At 38.5% G+C, this 19,922-nt stretch carries 19 protein-coding genes and 1 riboswitch; of the genes, 1 reads left to right on the top strand and 18 read right to left on the bottom strand.

Annotated elements, in window-relative coordinates:
- Positions 1–95 precede the first annotated feature (95 nt).
- Positions 96–572 carry a ribonuclease domain-containing protein gene (locus ATE49_RS11500; RefSeq protein WP_059345229.1) on the bottom strand — a complete coding sequence of 159 codons (477 nt, stop codon included), beginning with the start codon at positions 570–572 and terminating at the stop codon, positions 96–98.
- Positions 573–641: 69 nt separating this feature from the next.
- The gene (locus tag ATE49_RS11495) at positions 642–1,316 is read right to left on the bottom strand and encodes a glycosyltransferase family 32 protein (RefSeq protein WP_065082292.1); all 675 of its coding nucleotides are present in this window, start codon (positions 1,314–1,316) and stop codon (positions 642–644) included.
- A 415-nt stretch (positions 1,317–1,731) separates the two neighbouring features.
- Between ATE49_RS11495 and ATE49_RS11490 the strand changes: the two genes are divergently transcribed.
- Positions 1,732–2,163: a hypothetical protein gene (locus tag ATE49_RS11490; protein ID WP_059345227.1), complete on the top strand. Its 432-nt coding sequence runs from the start codon at positions 1,732–1,734 to the stop codon at positions 2,161–2,163.
- A 105-nt stretch (positions 2,164–2,268) separates the two neighbouring features.
- Here ATE49_RS11490 and ATE49_RS11485 read toward each other — a convergent pair whose 3' ends face one another.
- The 16 genes from ATE49_RS11485 to ATE49_RS11405 all read right to left on the bottom strand — a co-directional run bounded on the left by ATE49_RS11485 (position 2,269) and on the right by ATE49_RS11405 (position 19,899).
- The gene (locus ATE49_RS11485; protein ID WP_059345226.1) at positions 2,269–2,928 is read right to left on the bottom strand and encodes an epoxyqueuosine reductase QueH; all 660 of its coding nucleotides are present in this window, start codon (positions 2,926–2,928) and stop codon (positions 2,269–2,271) included.
- 14 nt (positions 2,929–2,942) lie between these two features.
- Positions 2,943–3,725 (bottom strand): enoyl-CoA hydratase-related protein, encoded by a 783-nt coding sequence (locus ATE49_RS11480; RefSeq protein ID WP_065082291.1) that lies wholly within the window; start codon positions 3,723–3,725, stop codon positions 2,943–2,945.
- A 5-nt stretch (positions 3,726–3,730) separates the two neighbouring features.
- On the bottom strand, positions 3,731–4,612 hold the full coding sequence (gene mmsB / locus ATE49_RS11475) for a 3-hydroxyisobutyrate dehydrogenase (RefSeq protein WP_065082290.1): 882 nt from the start codon (positions 4,610–4,612) through the stop codon (positions 3,731–3,733).
- A 9-nt stretch (positions 4,613–4,621) separates the two neighbouring features.
- On the bottom strand, positions 4,622–5,728 hold the full coding sequence (locus ATE49_RS11470; RefSeq protein WP_065082289.1) for an enoyl-CoA hydratase/isomerase family protein: 1,107 nt from the start codon (positions 5,726–5,728) through the stop codon (positions 4,622–4,624).
- Between the two features lie 38 nt (positions 5,729–5,766).
- Positions 5,767–6,927 carry an acyl-CoA dehydrogenase family protein gene (locus ATE49_RS11465; RefSeq protein WP_065082288.1) on the bottom strand — a complete coding sequence of 387 codons (1,161 nt, stop codon included), beginning with the start codon at positions 6,925–6,927 and terminating at the stop codon, positions 5,767–5,769.
- Between the two features lie 46 nt (positions 6,928–6,973).
- Positions 6,974–8,470, bottom strand: a complete 1,497-nt coding sequence (locus ATE49_RS11460; protein ID WP_065082287.1) for a CoA-acylating methylmalonate-semialdehyde dehydrogenase — start codon at positions 8,468–8,470, stop codon at positions 6,974–6,976.
- A gap of 83 nt (positions 8,471–8,553) precedes the next feature.
- A complete protein-coding gene (locus ATE49_RS11455; protein ID WP_065082286.1) occupies positions 8,554–10,005 on the bottom strand; it encodes a bifunctional 2-methylcitrate dehydratase/aconitate hydratase in 1,452 nt (483 codons plus the stop codon).
- A 49-nt stretch (positions 10,006–10,054) separates the two neighbouring features.
- A complete protein-coding gene (gene prpC, locus ATE49_RS11450; RefSeq protein WP_065082285.1) occupies positions 10,055–11,206 on the bottom strand; it encodes a bifunctional 2-methylcitrate synthase/citrate synthase in 1,152 nt (383 codons plus the stop codon).
- On the bottom strand, positions 11,196–12,101 hold the full coding sequence (gene prpB, locus ATE49_RS11445) for a methylisocitrate lyase (RefSeq protein WP_065082344.1): 906 nt from the start codon (positions 12,099–12,101) through the stop codon (positions 11,196–11,198). The genes prpC and prpB overlap by 11 nt, the downstream gene beginning before the upstream one ends.
- 322 nt (positions 12,102–12,423) lie before the next feature.
- A riboswitch (cobalamin riboswitch) is annotated at positions 12,424–12,618 on the bottom strand.
- A gap of 353 nt (positions 12,619–12,971) precedes the next feature.
- Positions 12,972–13,223 carry a hypothetical protein gene (locus ATE49_RS11440; RefSeq protein ID WP_034871456.1) on the bottom strand — a complete coding sequence of 84 codons (252 nt, stop codon included), beginning with the start codon at positions 13,221–13,223 and terminating at the stop codon, positions 12,972–12,974.
- 227 nt (positions 13,224–13,450) lie between these two features.
- Positions 13,451–14,449 (bottom strand): M28 family metallopeptidase, encoded by a 999-nt coding sequence (locus ATE49_RS11430; protein WP_045184013.1) that lies wholly within the window; start codon positions 14,447–14,449, stop codon positions 13,451–13,453.
- A gap of 124 nt (positions 14,450–14,573) precedes the next feature.
- Positions 14,574–17,174, bottom strand: coding sequence for a multicopper oxidase domain-containing protein (locus ATE49_RS11425; RefSeq protein WP_065082283.1), 2,601 nt, complete (start codon positions 17,172–17,174; stop codon positions 14,574–14,576).
- Between the two features lie 4 nt (positions 17,175–17,178).
- On the bottom strand, positions 17,179–17,649 hold the full coding sequence (locus tag ATE49_RS11420; RefSeq protein WP_021347273.1) for a DUF3347 domain-containing protein: 471 nt from the start codon (positions 17,647–17,649) through the stop codon (positions 17,179–17,181).
- A 106-nt stretch (positions 17,650–17,755) separates the two neighbouring features.
- On the bottom strand, positions 17,756–18,145 hold the full coding sequence (locus tag ATE49_RS11415) for an HYC_CC_PP family protein (protein WP_065082282.1): 390 nt from the start codon (positions 18,143–18,145) through the stop codon (positions 17,756–17,758).
- A 27-nt stretch (positions 18,146–18,172) separates the two neighbouring features.
- Positions 18,173–19,360 (bottom strand): MFS transporter, encoded by a 1,188-nt coding sequence (locus ATE49_RS11410; RefSeq protein ID WP_179124243.1) that lies wholly within the window; start codon positions 19,358–19,360, stop codon positions 18,173–18,175.
- Between the two features lie 80 nt (positions 19,361–19,440).
- Positions 19,441–19,899: a GNAT family N-acetyltransferase gene (locus ATE49_RS11405; protein WP_045185528.1), complete on the bottom strand. Its 459-nt coding sequence runs from the start codon at positions 19,897–19,899 to the stop codon at positions 19,441–19,443.
- Positions 19,900–19,922: the final 23 nt, after the last annotated feature.

The raw sequence follows: 19,922 nt of genomic DNA, 5'->3' as shown, positions 1-19,922 counted from the left end.
GCATAATTTGGCTTATATAAATTTCCGGGCATTGATACAGAAATAAAAAACCTTCACCGGAATGGTAAAGGTTTTTGTTTTATTAAAGTTTCTATTTACTTCTGTGTAAAAGTCTGATAATGATCTTTTGTTACATATACAAGTCCATCATTACTCATAATCAAACGGTCTGCATTTCTGTTCCCGCAGTTGTAATTAAGATCTGCTTCGTAATAAGTTCTGTTTGTCTTTTTTGGTAAAAGCCCTTCTCTATTCCCGAAGACATCTCCCCCAATCGCTTTACCTGGCAATACAGTACACAGATTTCCTTTTGAAGCTACCCAACCTGCTTTTTGAGCTGCGCTTTTGGTAACATAATAGTTAGGTAATTTTTTGTTCTTTTTTACATAGTCTACCACAACATCTTCATTAGTAAGCTGGTAAATATCTGAAGCCGCTGCAATCTGAGCTTTAGCTTCCGCGCTTAATGCTAGTGTTGATGCATTCGAGTCTGCCCTGCTGTCATCGTTACTACATCCCGTAAAAATTGTGAAAATTGCTAAAATAGCAATGAATAAAAACTTTGCTTTCATAAAATTGTTTTGATGATTTACGCAAAGCTAATCTTATTCTACGGTTTGTAAGTTAATTGAATATTATATTTAAACATTAACCATTCGCGGATCTATAATATCCATTGTAAGCTGCTTTTGTTTCCAGTGTTCCGCTCTGCTTGAATACAGAAAAAACTTGCCTAATTTGTATTTAAATTTTAGATATCCCCGAAATTCTATTCCATCAAAAACTCTGTATGAGATCTCAGGATTCTCTCTTAAACTTGCTTCGATACCTTTTGTATAAGCTGTAGGTCCTGTTGTTTTATGAATATCATTTGGATATCTGTGGTTCTCAATATTATCAACAATATGTTCTAATACTTTTGCCAGAAAAGGATGCCCTTTTTCATAGATCAACGCCCATTGTACAAAAAACTGAGGATGACGTTCTCTGCTTAATACAGCGGTATCATCAGGTCTTATAAGTGCTTTCAGAGGTTTCGAAATACCACTGTCTACATCAAGATATACTCCTCCTTTCTTATAGAGAATAGCATAACGAAAAAAATCTGCCTTCGCAGCTCCGATTGTTAAACGTTTATAAGCTTCAAAATACCGTGCTGGAAATTCTTCCTGTAGAAATTTGTCGATATCATCATCATCGTACAAATGATAAGAATAATCAGGATTCAGTCTTTTAATTTTCCAAATATGAAATTGCGTGAGTAAAGGAAGCTTCTTAGTTTTAAATGTCTGAAAGATGTTTTTTTGTATAGACATGCTAATTAAGGTTTATTAATTTACTATTAGTTTTCTTTAAGTTTTCTTTAAGCTTAGATAAACTTTTGGAAAAGGGGTTAAAAGAAAAAAAACAAGTTTAACATCTATTAACAAACGACTAAACAGATATAATTAACAGGAAATAGCCAAAATAAATAAAATTAATCTATTGAATATTTCAATTGATATGAAATTACTTTTATATATAAAATAATAATAAATCAATATATTGACTAATAAATAGTTTTATTACAAATAGTTATAAATAATTTTTAATAAAAAAGCAATAAAAAAAATAAAGAAACATTAGTGCTCATTTATTTTACTTTCATATAAAATTTTACCAAAATTTGATAAACTATGCTGCAGTATTAAGGTTAATTTTGAAGATCATTTTGATTAAATAATATTAGCAATGAAAACAACACTTAGGAATACATCTCTTATTATTTTCAGTTCTGTCATACTATACGCATGCAACACTGACAAACCAAAGAATGAAACTCAGACACAGACAATGGCAGATCAGATGAAAGCTACATCGTCTGATGGTAAATACGCAAAGGGAGATAAAGTGCCGAATGAAACCGTATGCATGGTAAACGATGCTTATATGGGAAAGAAGCAAATAGAAGTACCCCATGACGGAAAAACTTATTATGGTTGTTGCGAAATGTGTGTGGAGCGTATTCCAAAAGATAAAAGTGTAAGAGAGACCACAGATCCATTCAGTGGAGAAAAAATAGATAAAGCAAATGCTTATATCGTGATGGTTGGTGATAATGGTGAAGTAGCCTATTTTAAAAACGAAGAGAATTACAAAAAGTTCGTAGCTCAAAATTCTTAGAAGAAGCTCATTCATGACTAAAGAATATAAAAAGCCGTATCAAAATTCTTGATACGGCTTTTTTATGATAACTATTTGTATTTTTCAGAGCAGTGTTTTTTACTTTTATCCATCCCCTTCATGGATACCATAATATTTTTCTCCCAGTTTTATTTTCTCCCGGCCATTTTCCATTCTCCATTTGTTAGTATCCCGCAAAGAATAAGCACAGCCGCAATATTCCTGCATATAAAATTGTTCCTGCTTGCTAATTTCCAACATTCTTGCCGAACCGCCTTTCTTTCTCCAGTTATAGGTCCAGTAGGTAATACCTTCATAATGCTCAGCTGCCCGTAGACCACAGTCATTAATCTGTTCCATATTCTTCCATCTGGATATTCCTAAAGAACTGGATATAACGTCAAATCCATTTTCATAAGCGTATAATGCCGTACGTTCAAAACGCATATCAAAACACATTGTACAGCGTACTCCTTTTTCAGGTTCCCATTCCATTCCTTTGGCCCGGGAAAACCAATTATCCACATCATAATCAGCATCTATAAAAGGAATATTATACTTTTCTGCAAAACGTATATTTTCTTCTTTCCGCAAGTCATATTCCTTTTTGGGGTGGATATTGGGGTTGTAAAAGAATATTGTAAACTCTATACCGGAGGCTATTATTGCTTCCATCACTTCTCCTGAGCATGGTGCACAACAAGAATGCAATAACAATTTCTTACCTTCTTCCGGCAGCATCAACTTCTCTCTTATCAAACTCATATATATTATAATCTTTATTTTCCTTTAAAATCAGGACTGCGTTTTTCTATAAAAGCTCCTATGCCTTCATGATGATCCTCCGTATTGAAGAGCTCGCCAAAGAGATAAGCTTCTTGTTTTAATCCTTCATCGAGATGTATTTCAGTTCCTGTATTCAGTGATTGCTTTGCTTTCGCTACTGCAACAGGACCTCTGGAAGCAATGGTTCCAGCAAGCTTACAGGCCTCATCCAACAGATCTTCCGAAGCTGTTACTCGATTGACAAAACCAAATCCTTTGCAGTTTTCCGCGGTATAAAACTCACCCGAAAAAATCATTTCCTTTGCTTTATACAAACCTATTGCTCTTGGAAGACGCTGTGTCCCACCAAAACAAGGTAAAAGCCCCAATGTAACTTCCGGCAGACCAAATCGAGCTTTTTCACTCGCAAGAATAATATCACAGGCCAATGCAAGTTCACAGCCTCCTCCTAAAGCAAAGCCGTTTACCGCAGCTATAACAGCAAATGGCAATGCTTCAATAGCATCGAATACCGCCTGGGCAGTAACCGAGAATCTTTCTGCCTCTTCGGGAGTCATTCCCTGCATTGCTTTTATATCTGCTCCCGCCACAAAAGCTTTATCACCTGCTCCGGTAATAATAAGAGCCCGTATCTCTTTATTTGTTTTAATATAGTCTGTAAACACTTTCAGTTCTTTCAATACATCTGCATTTAAAGCATTCAAAGCCTGTGGACGATTAATTGTTAATATTCCGGTATAACCGTCCTGTGTATAAATTAATGTTTCGAAATTCATAGTCGTTATTGTTTGTTAAGAAACCTGATAATACTGGAGAAATCAATTTTCCCGTTACCGGCATCACTCCACATTCGGTACAAGTTTAGTGCTGTGCTTCCCAGCGGTGTTGCAGTTTTTGTCTCCAGTCCTGCCGCCGCAGCCAGGCCAAGATCTTTTGCCATAAGATCTACAGCAAAACCGCCTGCATAATCTTTTGATGCGGGTGTATTTTCCATCACTCCGGGATAAGGATTGTATACTTCCAGAGACCAGTTCCCGCCTGAGCTCTTTTTCATAATCTCACTCAGAACTTTAGGATCCAGTCCTTGCCTAACTCCCAGATTAATAGCTTCCGAAGTACCAATCATATGAACTGCCAGAAGCATATTATTACACATTTTTGCAACCTGTCCCGCTCCGGATTCTCCGGCATGGAAAATATTCTTTCCCATACATTCTAATACAGGCTTTGCTTTTTCAAAATTATCCAGTGTTCCCCCAACAATAAAGGTTAATGTTCCGGCTTGTGCTCCGCTGGTTCCTCCGGAAACAGGTGCATCTATCATACTACAGCCTTTTAACTGCACTTTATCTGCAACGGCTCTGGCAGTAACAGTATCAATTGTACTGCTGTCTATCAGAAGAGCATATGGTTTCAGATGAGCTATAAACTCGTCAGAATACAAATCGGAAACATGTTTTCCTGAAGGCAGCATTGTAATAACAACATCTGCATCTGCAATAGCTTCTACAGAAGAATCAGCAATATAACCTCCGGCTTCTTTTAAATGATTCAGGGCATCTGCTGAAAGATCAAAACCATTAACATCATAGCCTTTTCTTACAAGATTTGCAGCCATAGGGCCGCCCATATTTCCTAATCCTATAAATGCGATTTTTTTCATGATCATTGATTAATTTATACTTAGATTCTTTAAAGGATGTTCTTCATCATTCCAGACAGAGGAAAAATAACTATCTATCCATTCTTCTGTAACCTCATCCTGCGTCGCCGGAATCCATTTCGGAGACTGGTCTTTATCTACCAGTAAAGCACGTACGCCCTCTGCAAAATCCGGATGCATACAACATTGGCACGATAAGTTAAGTTCTGAGCGAAATACATCTTCCAAACTCAGTTTTACACCCTGTTTCAGCTGTCTGAAAATGATACTTGCAGAACTCGGAGAACCGGATTTAAAAGTTTTAATACCTACATCTACCCATTCATCTTCTCCCTGATATGCTGTTAGAATATCAGTAAACTCTTTTAGAGTATTCACTCCTTCAAATTTCCGGATGAACAACTCACGAGCAGCGGCTTTAGATTCTGGCATTCTGGTACGTGCTGAAAACTTTTCCAGCACCCCCGAAACTGTTTTATAGCGACCGCCACTCCAATCTGCCTGCTCCAAAGCTTTTACCAGATCTTCTTTTGAATCTGACTCTATGTAATAATCTGCCAGCCCCAGAAATCGGCAATCGGCACCATCCAGTCTGGCTCCCGTTAAACCGGAATACAATCCATAAGCAGAAGGCATTCTGTTTAAAAACCAGGTTCCGCCGACATCCGGATACAAACCAATTGTAATTTCCGGCATAGCCAGTTTACTTTTCTCCGTAACAATACGGTGAGAAGCTCCTACCATCAGGCCTATTCCACCACCCATGACAATTCCGCTTCCCCAAACAATTACAGGTTTGGGATACGTATGAATAGCATAATCTACTTTGTATTCTTTAGAGAAAAAATCAAGACATTCCTGCGGAACCTTCTTTGGATCAGTAATCCGTTGTTCAACAATAGCATCATGAAGCTTCCTTACATCGCCTCCGGCACAGAATGCTTTCTCACCGGCACCCTGCAAAAAGATGCAAGAAATTTCATCGGACAACTCCCACTTTTTCAGGGCTACACCCAGTTGCTCGATCATAGGAAGCGAAAGAGAATTAAGGGTCTTTTCTGAATTAAGCGTAATGAAACCGACTTTATTTTTTATTTCTGTATGTATTAAATCCATATTTTTAAGTGAAAATGACGTGATTATAAAGTTAATCTTTATCTGATCCGGAGCGTAGCTCCTTCCTCCAGTATTTTTCTGGAGATTACCAATTTCATAATTTCATTTGTACCCTCTACAACCTGATGTACTCTTGCATCTCGCATTAGTCTCTCTACAGGGAAGTCCTGAGTACAACCATATCCGCCTAGTATCTGTAAGGCCTCATTGCAAATATTAAAACACATATCAGTAGCCAGTCTTTTGGCCATTGCACAATATGTCGCAGCATTAGGATCACTAGAATCCAGTTTAAACGCCGCCAGATGTATCATCTGTCTTGCTGCAACCAACTCTGTTACCATATCTGCAATCTTAAATTGCAATGACTGAAATTGCGCTAAAGATTTCCCGAACTGCTGTCTCTCATGCATATAACGTTGTGCCTGATTAATGGCTCCCTGAGCAGCCCCTACAGAACAGGTTCCGATATTAATACGCCCGCCGTCCAGTCCTTTCAGAGCAATTTTAAAGCCTTCACCCAATGTTCCCAAAAGATGACTTTCATCTACTTCTACCTGATCCAGAAATACAAATCTTGTTGGCTGAGTATTCCATCCCAGTTTTTTTTCGTTTTCGCCAAAGCTTATTCCCGGGCTTTTGGCAGAAACAACAAAAGCACTGATTCCTTTTGAAGAAGCATCTCCTGTACGAGCCATTACAATAAGTACATCACTTTCTCCGGCACCGGAAATAAATGCTTTTGTACCATTTATCAGGTATTTATTACCTTGCTTTACAGCTGTTGTTTTCAGGCTTGCTGCATCTGATCCGGATCCGGGTTCTGTAAGACAATATGATCCCAAAAGATCTCCTGTTGATAATTTGTGACACAATTCTTGTCGGATTTCATCTTTTGCATATTCATCAATCATCCATGAAACCATATTATGAATAGTAATATAGGCCGTAGTAGACGGACATGCTGCTGCCAGTTCTTCAAATATAATCGCAGCATCCAGTCTCGAAAGACCTAAACCCCCGCTCTCCTCACTTGTATAAATACCGCAAAATCCCAGCTCTCCGGCTTTTAAAATAGCTTCTCTGGGGAATATCTTTTTAGCATCCCATTCCGAAGCATACGGCGCTAACTCTTTTTGGGCAAAACTTCTCGCAGCCTCCTGAAAGGCACACTGGTTTTCATTTAGGTTAAACTGCATATTTTATTCGGTTAAAAATTGAGTACTGAACATGATTTTCAGTCCGTTATTTTAAAGCTATAGTCATATTCACATTACCTCCTAGTACATCCTCTTCGAACCAGCGTGCAGTAATGGTCTTGGTTTCTGTATAAAAACGCACCCCTTGCTTTCCATAGGAATGCAGGTCTCCGAAAAACGATTTGCGCCAGCCTGTAAAAGAAAAGAATGGTAAAGGAACCGGTATCGGCAGGTTAATTCCGATCTGACCTACTTCTATTTCGTGTTGAAACTTTCGTGCTGCTGCACCCGAATTGGTAAAAATAGAAGTCCCGTTGCCATAAGGATTAGCATTGATAATTTTTATGGCTTCGTCCAGCGTATCAGCTTTCAGTAACAATAGTGCAGGACCGAAAATCTCCTCTTTATAAATGTCCATATCTGTTGAAACATTACTGAATAATGTTGGCCCTACAAAATATCCGTTTTCATAACCTTCTACAGTACAATTACTGCCATCCAGCAATACTTCTGCTCCCTGATCATATGCACTCCGGATAAGTCTCAGAACCTTTTCTTTGGATTGCTTATTGATCAGCGGACCATAAGCTGCAGATTCATCGGACCAGAAACCAGGTTTAATAGTGCTTAGTGCTTTTTTGATATCATCTATCCAGTTCTGAGCCTCTCCCACCAAAACAGCAACACTAATTGCCATACAGCGCTGTCCTGCTGCTCCACAGGAAGCTCCAACCAGATTATTAATGACCTGCTCTTTATTGGCATCAGGCATTACAACCATATGGTTTTTTGCCCCGCCAAAAGCCTGTACCCGTTTCAGGTTATGGGTTCCTGTTCTGTAAACGTGTTCTGCAACAGGAACAGATCCGACAAAAGAAATAGCTCTTATATCCGGATGATTCAGCAGATGATTCACCTGATCTTTAGCACCATGAACGATATTCAGTACGCCTTTTGGAAAACCCGCTTCATAAAACAACTCCGCCATTCTTACAGAAGTCATTGGTGTCTGCTCCGATGGCTTCAGGATAAAAGTATTGCCACAGGCAATAGCCATAGGAAACATCCATAATGGAATCATTGCCGGAAAGTTGAATGGCGTAATACCCGCACATACACCCAATGGCTGTACATAACTGTAGGTATCTACCGCTCTTGCTACATTTTCCACAGTCTCTCCCATCATCAGTGTAGGAATATTACAAGCATGCTCCACCACCTCTATACCGCGCCATACATCTCCCATAGCATCGGCAAAGGTTTTACCATTTTCTTTGGAAAGTATTTCTGCAAGTTCCTTCTGGTGTTCTTTCAGTAGTTGCTGGTATCTGAGAAAAAGCCTTGCACGTTCGGGAGTAGCAACTTCTTTCCATATTTTAAAAGCTGCAGATGCTGCTTCAATAGCTTCATCGATCTCTGACAGCAAAGTTAACGGAACCTCAGCAATAGTTTCCTGTGTTGCCGGGTTTTCTACAGGTAAGTATTCGGTAGCTTTACTTTCTGTAAAAGCACCGTTTATTAATATTTTGATTTTTTCTGACATTATAAAAAGGATTGGTGTATAGGGAATAAAAACGGAAAGCTAAGGCGGCTGCAATAGCTCCTTAACTTTCCGTTCAGTATTGTTTAGATCACTAGCAAATCAACGAATTCATTTACGTTAAGGTTTACCAGTGTATTATAATCCAGGGAATTTTCCAGTAAAATCCGCTGTTGCTTTTCAGGGAAAATACGGGCCAGATTAACTTTGTATTTTTTAATCAGTTCCGGAATACCTTCTTCTCTCCTGCGTTTGTGCCCAATAGGATATTCAACAACTATTTCTTCCAATACTGTTCCGTCATTTAACTCTACAGTAAGCGCATTGGCAATGGAACGTTTTTCAGGGTCGTGATAATCTTTAGTAAACTGAACATCTTCTACACATTCCATTTTGTCACGTAACACATCTATTCTTGCATCAGATGCTATATTGTCTTCATAATCTGCAGCAGTAAGTCTTCCGAAAATAAGAGGCACCGCAATCATATACTGAAGACAATGATCGCGGTCTGCAGGATTATTCAGAGGTCCTTTTTTATCAATAATACGGATAGCGGCTTCATGGGTACGGATTGTAATCTTCCGGATATCTGCAGTTGTTTTTCCTAATTCATTCAGCTTTTTATGTAATGTCATAGCAGCTTCTACAGCTGTCTGAGAATGGAATTCAGCAGGGAAAGAAATTTTGAATAAAACATTTTCCATAACATAAGAACCATAATCTCTCTGGAACTTAAACTCATTTCCTTTGAAGGAAACATCATAAAAACCCCATGTTTTTGCAGTCAGAACAGAAGGGTAACCCATTTCCCCTGTTTTGGCAATTAGTGCCAGACGTACAGCTCTGGAAGTAGCATCTCCGGCTGCCCAGGATTTGCGACTACCTGTATTAGGTGCGTGGCGGTATGTTCTTAGGGATTGCCCATCTACAAATGCAAGCGAAACAGCATTAATCAGTTCGTCTCTGGTAAGGCCAATCAGCTTTCCGACAACAGCCGTAGACGCCAATTTTACTAACAACACATGATCCAGTCCGACTTTATTAAATGAATTTTCCAGAGCTATTACACCTTGAATCTCATGTGCCATAATCATAGCTTCCAATACCTGTTCCATTTTCAGAGGTTTTTTGCCTTCTGCTATATTCGTTCTGGACAACCAGTCAGCTGTTGCCAAAATTCCGCCCAGATTATCCGAAGGATGTCCCCATTCAGCAGCAAGCCAGGTATCATTAAAATCCAGCCAGCGAATAATAGCGCCTATATTAAAAGCTGCCTGAACCGGATCCAGCTGAAACTGTGTTCCCGGTACTTTAGCACCATTGGGTACAATGGTTCCTTTTACAATTGGTCCCAGCAATTTGGTACATGCCGGATATGTTAATGCCTCCAGACCACATCCTATAGTATCCAATAGACAATAGTGTGCAGTTTTCCAGGCTAGATCATTCTTTATTTCGTAATTCAGTACATAATCCGCAATAGCCGTTAAAACATGATCTGGTTGCGGTCTTTCGTTAGATATATGATTGCTCATTGTAATTTAAAGTTGAATGTTATTTATTATTTAGGTGTTATTTTAAGATCTATTTTCTGTCTTTAATAGAGACAAATTCTTTATTCTCTGGTCCAATATAATTGGCACTTGGTCTGATGATTTTTCCATCCTGCCTCTGTTCGATGATATGTGCACTCCAGCCGGTTACTCTGGAAATAACAAATAATGGCGTGAACATGAGTGTCGGCACTCCCATCTGATGATAAGACACTGCCGAGAACCAATCCAGATTAGGGAACATTTTCTTTTCTTCCCACATTACTGTTTCCAGTCTTTCAGCAATATTAAATAGCAGCATATCGCCAGATTCTTCAGACAGCTCTCTGGCAACTTCCTTAATAACTACATTTCGTGGATCCGATATCGTATATACCGGATGTCCAAAGCCTATAATCACTTCTTTATTAGCAATCCGCTGGCGGATATCTGCTTCGGCTTCATCCGGAGAATTATAGCGGCTTTGTATTTCAAAAGCAACTTCATTGGCACCGCCGTGTTTCGGACCTCTTAATGCACCAATTGCACCTGTAATCGCTGAATAAAAATCCGATCCTGTTCCGGCTATAACCCGGCTTGTAAAAGTAGAAGCATTGAATTCGTGTTCGGCATACAGATTAAGTGAAATCTGCATAGCTTTCACCCAGGATTCAGAAGGTTCCTTACCATGTAATAAATGCAGAAAATGGCCACCAATTGTATCATCATCAGTATTCACTTCTATTTCTTTCCCATTATGACTGTAATGATACCAGTACAGCAATCCTGAACTAAAAGACGCTAATAATTTATCTGCTATATCTCTTGCTCCTGCTACATTATGGTCATCTTTCTCCGGCTGTATACTTCCAATAGCCGATACCATAGATCGCATAACGTCCATTGGGTGTGCAGCTGCCGGAATACTTTTCAGAATATTTCTCACAGAGTTAGGCAGCCCCCGTAGTGACTTTAGTTTGGATTTATAATTTTTTAATTGTGCTTCTGTAGGCAGCTGGCCATATATAAGCAGGTAGGCAACTTCCTCAAACTGAGCTTTCACAGCCAGATCAAGAATATTATAACCTCTGTAATGTAAATCATTTCCACTTTTACCAACACTGCAAAGCGCTGTATTTCCTGCTGTTACCCCCGAAAGAGCCACACTTTTTTTAGGTTTAAAGGTTCCTTCGTTACTTGACATCTTGGTTTGTTTTAAACAGGTTATCTAATTTTTGCTCATAATCGTAGTAGCCAATACTTGCGTACAGCTCTTCTCTGGTCTGCATTGTATCCAGTACATTGGCTTGAGTACCATCCTTGCGGATATGTTCATATACATTGAGGGCTGCTTTGTTCGCAGCACGGAAGGCAGACAACGGGTACAATACCAGTCCTACCCCGGCTGTTTTCAGCTCGTCCACAGTGTACATTTTAATCATTCCGAATTCGGTAATATTTGCCAGAACAGGAATACCTGTAGCATCTACGAATTTTTGATAAACATTAAGATCCGGAACAGCTTCTGCAAAAATAAAGTCGGCTCCCGCCTCTTTATATGCCACAGCACGTTCCAATGTTTTTTCCAGCCCCTCATTAGCAAAAGCATCTGTACGGGCACCGATAACAAAATTGTCGTCTGTACGGGCATCTGTTGCCGCCTTCAGCCTGTCCGACATTTCTTCTTTGCTCACAAGTTCCTTACCCGGACGGTGGCCACAACGTTTTGCGCCAACCTGATCTTCAATGTGCAAAGCTGCTGCTCCGGCTTTAATCAACGAAGTCACTGTACGGGCAATATTAAAGGCAGAAGGGCCGAAACCGGTATCGACATCTACCAGTAAAGGCAGATCGCATACATTGGTAATACGCTGAATGTCTGTAAGTACATCATCCAATGTCGTAATACCCAAATCCGGAACGCCTAATGAACCTGCAGCAACACCACCTCCTGAAAGGTATATTGCATTAAAGCCGGCTTGCTGTGCTAATAATGCATGATTAGCATTAATGGCACCAACGATCTGAAGAGGGTTTTCTTTTTGCATAGCTTCCCGGAATTGTAAGCCGGGAGATCCTAAACTCGCATTTTTACTCATTTCAATACTATTGTTAATTTCATGTTTTTCTATCTGTAAGCCTGTTGCTATTTGTCCTTTGAGACAGCAGAATTTCAAAGTCAGTAAAGAGTCTGATTAAAAACCAGAATCACATTCTTTGTGTACCTTCTAAAAACTTTTACGGAGGAATATTAAGAGGATCAGAATACGGGATATACTACAGAAGATTAGATGACTCTGTGGATATCATTCCTGTGAAATGATAATAATGTTGGGTAATACCAGAATATGCTTCTTTTTTATTATTATCAAAAAACAAAATACGTATCATACCTGACTGTAAGCTTCAGACCGCGAAAGCATCGTCAATTCGAAAAAGGCAGGTCTCCTGACTTGTAACAGTTATCATCGTTCTTCCCATTATGTTATATAAACAGTGAACTTATTTTGATAATAACCTTATATATTGTTACTTACAGTTGCGCGACAGCTCGTGATTCTCACACGATTCCCTTTTAATACACGTCTAAGTGTAACCAATTTCGGTTGATATTAGAAACAAAAGAATTTGTTCCTGTTCTAAATATAGAAAATTTTGCCTATCATTTGTAAATATTTCAGGCTGGGGTCGGAAATTGTTGATATTTTAAAATGATTGAAAAGCTGAATCATCGTCTGTTACGGCATTACCTGTATTTTATATCTATGCTGTAAATAATTTATTTTACCCCGAAACAATATCATTTTCAATCTGATTTTCAGTCTGTGTATTCACCTAAAACCAGCCCAGAAACTAAATATTTTAAACTTTGGCTAAGAATCTTATAAAATATCCTGGTCAGATTTAGCAGACTATAAACTAAAAAAGGCTTCCTTACGGAAGCCTTAATTGGTCATTCAATTCTATTTCTATTTTTTAAAAATCCATTCCTGAAGATTCTTCGGCATATCGTGAATAATCTTCTTTACCTCCTCAATATTGTCACATCTTTCAATATTGACGCTAAACTTGAAGTTTGGCATCAAACATAGACTCACTTTTCCATAGTAATCGGATAGTTTTTGATAAAGTTCCTTTCGGATATTCTCGAAATAAAACTTTGCATCACTGAAATTATCTCCGATACCGGAAACGTTATTATTTACTAACACTATTTCCATAAGGCTATATTTTATAATTACCTAAAAATAAGAATTTTACATAAAATGAAACTGTATTACTTACTAACATTTCCACATTAACGTTCTTAATTTTATTATAATAGAATAGCTGTAAATCAGATATATCCGTATTTTTTCTTATCCACAAATTTGAGAATCTATATAAAAAAAACCGGAGAAATAAATCCTCCGGCCACTTCATAAAAACAGATGTTTTTATATTAACATTATTTTTTGTCTACAACAATTCTGTCTGGTCTGTTTGCCAGATCCCATGCTATAGTGAATACCAGCTGTGTTCTCTTCATCAACAACGGATAGTCTATTTTATCCGGTGTATCTGTAGGCTTGTGATAATCTTCGTGAATACCGTCGAAGAAGAAGGCAATTGGAATATTGTGCTTCGCAAAGTTGTAGTGGTCTGAACGGTAATAGATTCTGTCCGGATCTTTCGGATCATCATATTTATAATCCAAATATAAGTTGTGCGTTGCTTTATTAGCTTTTTCCACGGCTTCTTTCAGCTGAGAGCTTAACATTTCTGAACCTACTACATATACAAAGTTCGGATTATCTTTGTGTAACGGGTCCACTCTTCCTATCATATCGATATTCAGATCCGCTACCGTATTTGCCAATGGGAAAATTGGATTATCTGAATAATAGCTTGATCCGAAAAGACCTTTCTCTTCTCCGGTTACGTGAAGGAATAAAATAGAACGTTTTGGTCCATGTCCGGCTTTCTTAGCCTTATGAAAGGCCTCTGCAATTGCCATAACACCTACAGTTCCGGATCCGTCATCATCGGCACCGTTATAGATCTGACCATTGTTCATTCCTACGTGGTCATAGTGTGCAGAAACTACAATGATTTCATTTGGCTTTTCCGATCCCTCGATGTAAGCAAGAATGTTTTCAGAATCATTGATCTTCTTTCTTTTGCTCATGTATTCTGAAGGAACTTTCTGATAATAAGAACTCATGCTGGGTGGGTGCCCTATCCCGTTCTTTTTGTATTGGTTTATCATATATTCACCGGCTTTCTTCTGTCCCGGAGAACCAGTGTCTCTTCCCTGCATTTCATCACTTGCAATAATATACAAGTCTCGTTTCAGGTTCTCAGCCGAAATACTTTTCAGGGAACTTTCATATACTTTCTGAGGATTCTGAACAGCACATGAAAAAAGAACAAGTGCCGACCCTACAGCCAATACAATTTTCTTCATAAACAATAATTTTTTCCGAAGATAAATAATTATTACAAAAAAACCGATAACTATTTTGAAATATCAAACAGTTATCGGTTATCTATATTTTATTCTCAGTTGTTTTACAAACCTATAATCAGAGTTAGTAAACAAAAGTTAAACCTGCACTCCATCCCATATCACTATCATAATGTGAGGATACCTGCAGCCACTTCTGAAGAATATAACTAAGTCCCAATCGGTATTCACGGTCGGTATTGACCATAAAGTTCCCTCTTATTCTTGGTGTTATCGGAATATCTTCACGCTGCAATACCAATCTTACCTTACCATTCTGGTCAATACTTGCATCTGCTGTTACCAGCCACGGAAGGATATATTGGAAACCAGCGGTAAAAACGTGCCTGTTATTATGCTGTGCCAACTGATTGAACATTGTTCTTCTGGCGTCTCCAGATTCCCGGTCTCTGCTTCTGGTTTGGAATCCGATATACGGATACAGCCATTGGAATTTACCTAAATAACGTCCGAATCTTACTTCCGCTTCGTAACCATTTGTTTTGGTATAACCTGTATGCAGCTCTCCCTGCAGCTCATAACGCGCATCACCTACTCTAAGTGCAGCATGTGTACTTCTGGACTCTAATGCCACAGTAGCTGTATGAGCCCACATATGATTATCTTTCAGGAAGTCCTTCCAGTCTTTCTTAGGATTAGTCAGATTGGGATTAGGCTTTGAGTCTTCATAACTGAAAATCCTTCCCATCCCTGCCATCATGTGATACAATATATGGCAGTGGAAGAACCAGTCTCCATCCTGATTAGCTGGAAACTCTATCGTTACACTCTCCATAGGCATAAGATCCAGTACATTTTTCAATGGAGAATAATCTCCTTTGCTGTTGATTACTCTGAAATCATGCCCGTGAAGGTGCATTGGGTGGCGCATCATGGAGTTGTTATATAAAGTAATACGAACGATCTCACCGCGCTTGATCTTAATTTTATCAGTTTCTACTACTGTTTTATTATCCAGCGACCATACATACCTGCGCATATTTCCTTCCAGTGTAAATTTCAGCTCTTTTACCGGAGCATCTGCAGGTAATGATGTCATTTCTGTAGATGCCAGCATATCATAATTCAGAATAACGGGCTTTTCTTTTGGCATATCGGTCATATTATGCCCCGCATGTTCGTCTGCTTTAGAATCTGAAAGCTGTAATGGAGCATCTTCATTTTTAGTTTCCATATTATGTCCGGCATGCTCATCTGCTTTGGAATCTGAAAGCTTCAACGGCATATCATGACCTGAATGATCTTCTTTTTTAGACTTAGTCTTCTTCGGAGGATTCATCATATCCTTCAGATGCTGCATTGTAGCTTTTCTATCTTCTTCAGGTACTTCCGGATACATAACTGAATTAGCATCCATTCTTTGTAATCCCATTTTCATGTTCATCGGCTTCATATCTCCGTTCATCTTCATCATATTGTTCATGCTTTTCATACCTTCAAAAAGCATCAGCCTTTTTAGCTCCGGAGCTTCAACTTTTTCTCCTTCACCCAGCCATAATGATGAATGTCCGGTTCTGTCCTCAGAAGTTGCCCGAAATTCAAAGCTTTTATTCTCAGGAATTGTCACCTCTACATCATAAGTTTCGGAAATACCAATAATCAGTTTATCGACCTCTACAGGTTCTACATCGTTACCATCATTTCCTACTACAGTCATCTTTCCACCACCGTACGTTAACCAGAAATAAGAAGAAGCTCCTCCATTTGCAATTCTCAATCTTACCTTGTCTCCTGCCTTCAGATTTTTATAAGAAGCTGAAGGCTGTCCATTCAGTAAGAATTTATCATAATAGACATCGCTGATATCCATAGCCTCCATTCGCTTCCATTCGTTCTTTAGCTTGGTAAAGAAATTTCCGGAAGCAATAGCCTCTGAATAACTCTGTACAGATTTCTTTTTTATAGCATACCAGTCAGCAACTCCCATCTGTAACCTACGCATGACCTGATGCGGATGTTCGTCTGTCCATTCACTTAGCATAACAGGAATATCTGCCTGAACTTTTCGGTCTGCTTCAGTTTCACCTCTTTTTCGGAAAACCAGCATACCATACATTCCCATTTGCTCCTGTAATCCCTGATGTGAATGATACCAGTACGTACCGTTCTGTGAGATTTTAAATCTGTAAATGTATGTCTCACCAGGTTTTATAGGCTTTTGGGTAAGAAAAGGAATACCATCTTCTTTATTTTCCAGCATTACCCCATGCCAGTGAAGTGCTGTGTTTTCTTTTTTCAGCCTGTTATGCACATGTATTTCTGCAGTGTCTCCTTCTGTAAAATAGAGTGTTGGAGCAGGAAGCTGCCCATTAATAGCATAAGCATGGCCATGTTTTCCGGTATAATTCACCATGGAATCACTTACATACAGATCATATCGCACAATCTTACCTTCAAAACTCACAAGTCCATTCTTAGGGTTTCTTTTCAGATCCATATCTTCCTGTATCTTCTTTTCCTCTTTTACAGGCACCAGATCCATTCCGCATTTAGGGCATTTTCCGGGTTTATCACTTACCACTTCAGGATGCATAGGACAGGTATATTTCTGTACTGCAGCACTTTGCTGTAAGTTGGCTTTTTGTCCGGAATTTCCTTCATGCTGATGCTGTGCCTGTGAAAGGCTAAAGCCAGACACAAACAATATCAACAGTAATTTCCTCATTTGTTTACTTTTTAATTTCAGACTTTACTGAACCACAAGTAAGCATAGAGTTACCATAATAAGGATTTTTAATTTCCTTTTCATCACTCAGCCACTGCCCTTTTGCCATAGGGCAATATTGTACATAAACAGGAGTTGAGGAAACTTTAAAATGATTGGCTATTGCAGCCATATTATCGGAAAGGTTGAAGAAATAATTTCTTTGTGTTGACAGGTTTTTGGCTTCTATAATAGCGCCTGCATCTTTTCTCAGTTTATTGACATTATCTTCTGATAAAACTTTAAAATCAACTGCAGATGCCGACTGTAAGAATACTTTTGCAGCAGCAGAAGCTTTTGCTGTATCATCCTGAGTCAAGGCATTTTTTATAGCAATATAATTATGGTAAAGTTTTTCAATCTGAGTGTTTGACTTTTGAGCAAAAGCGGTAATAGAAGCAGCCGAGAATAAAAGGCTTAAAAATAATTTTTTCATGTCTGTTGAATTTAGATTTTTATAAAATTTGAATTAAAAAATGGCTATGCCTGCATAGCATTACTGGATACTGCTTCATTAAGAAACAGCTGTTTTTAATCAAATCCTATAATCTAAAATTACAGTTCAGTATAAAAATCGGAAGTTGCCGCAGCTCTGGCGGGGCATTGCTTAGATAATCCTGTCCTTTCTCTTCTTCAGAAAACAGTACATTCTGACTAATAAAAGAAACCTCAGGCAGCAATGCAAATGATGAGGCCAGTTGCAATTGCAGTAATTCTGCATTTTTAGCTACATCGGTTTTTACAAGCTCCAGTTTTGTTTTACAACAATCTGGGATCTTTACAACTTTACATTCGTCGGGCGAAGAAACCGGTGGCGTATGATTCATACCACACGTCATAACTTCCTCTACACAGTAATGCATTTTCACTACTGCACCGGAGGATACCGCAGAGTAGAAAAATGCTAATAATATGAGAATGGTTTTCTTCATGACCCTGACAAAGTTATATATATTTTTTTATCTCAACTTATATTTTTCTGGGTTAATGTTAACAACGGCTATACAAACTGCTGCAACAAGTAAAACCATAAACTGGATTAACACAAAATTCCAGCCGCCATAATGCCAGCAGTTTACACCTAAAACAGTTCCTAAGGCCCCTCCTATAAAATAGCACGTCATATAAACTGTATTGATTCGGCTATTGGCTGATTCATCAAGTGTATAGATTGTTGCAATATTGGTAATCTGCATGGCCTGTACACCAACATCCATTATAAATACAGAAAATACAATCATCCATATATTCGACGGAAATACCATCATTAGGATCACAGAAGCCACTACAACCAGAATACTGTACAAAATACCACGGGCAGGACTTCCTTTGTCGGCCATTCTTCCAACAACCGGAGCAAGCAAAGCACCTCCCAATGCAACAATGCCCAGTAAACCTATTTTATCACTTTTCAGAAAAAATGGCTCTCCGGTAAGGTGAAATGTAATTGTAGTCCAGAATGAGCAAAAAACACCAAATACCAATGCTCCTATAATAGATAATCTTCTCAGTTTCGGGAAACGCTTGTACTGTGCAATGGTACTTTTCAGTAACTCTCCATAGGTTCCACTAAATTGCGTTCCAACATTGGGCAGGGTAAAATACACTAAAACCATCATAACCATTATGACAAAAGCTGAAATCATGTAGATAGACTGCCATCCCCATAATCTGGCACTATAGCCACTTACCACCCTCGCCAGAAGAATTCCGGATAGTAGTCCTGTGAAAACCATTCCCACTATTTTACCTTTATTTTCTGTTGCTAACGTTGCTGCCATAGGCATTACAACCTGAGCTGCAGCTCCCATTGCTCCTATAATCAGACTCATCAGATAAATCCCATAAAGATTATGAATCAAAGCCATTCCAAATAGTGCCAGAACCAGTACAAAAAGCATTAACAGGATTAATTTTTTCCGGTTCATCTTATCGCCATAAGGTGTAATGAAAAAAAGTCCTAACCCATAACCTGCCTGAGCCAAAGCAGGAAGAAGACCTACTTCGTTTTCAGATTTATGTAAAGATTTGGATACCTCATCCAGAATAGGCTGTACATAATACAAACTGGCGACACTAACACCAGCAGTAATGGCCATAATCAGAATCTGTAATCGGGATAATCCTTTTTGTATGCTATTTTCCATACTGCAAATTTAAATCATACGTCATAAAAAAATCCCTTTAACAGGGATTTAGACAATCTATTGTATAAAATATACAAGCATTAATTTTGTGGTGAATAAATCATCAGATTACGGTAATGCTCTTTGAATCCTTTATTCAGGTATAGTAACAATGCATTTTTGTTATGCCTTTCAATTTCCAGCATGACTACTTTCAGCCCCTGATCTTTGGCAAAATCTTTTACAAAATCTACAGCCAGTTTTCCATAGCCTTTACCTCTTGCTTTCTCATTCAGGAAAAGTTCATCCAGAAAAGCTATTCTTCCTCCAAACTCAAAACTGAATATATAAGTCAGAATTACATATCCAATCACCTCATTTCCTTCATTGTACATAACAAAAGCACTTCCCAGGTCCGGATTTTGTACAAACTGGTGGAAGTTAGATCTGGTAAGATCTTCGTTGAAAGGGTATTGATCGATTGCATAAAACTCACGCATCATTGTTACCATCTCTTCTATTTGTCCTTCATCCAGTTTTCTGAAAAATTGATGTTCCATAAATAATCTGTTTGTAACAAAGA

Source organism: Elizabethkingia miricola (assembly GCF_001675285.1).
Lineage (GTDB): Bacteria > Bacteroidota > Bacteroidia > Flavobacteriales > Weeksellaceae > Elizabethkingia > Elizabethkingia miricola.
This window is presented reverse-complemented; position numbering and strand designations above follow the sequence as displayed.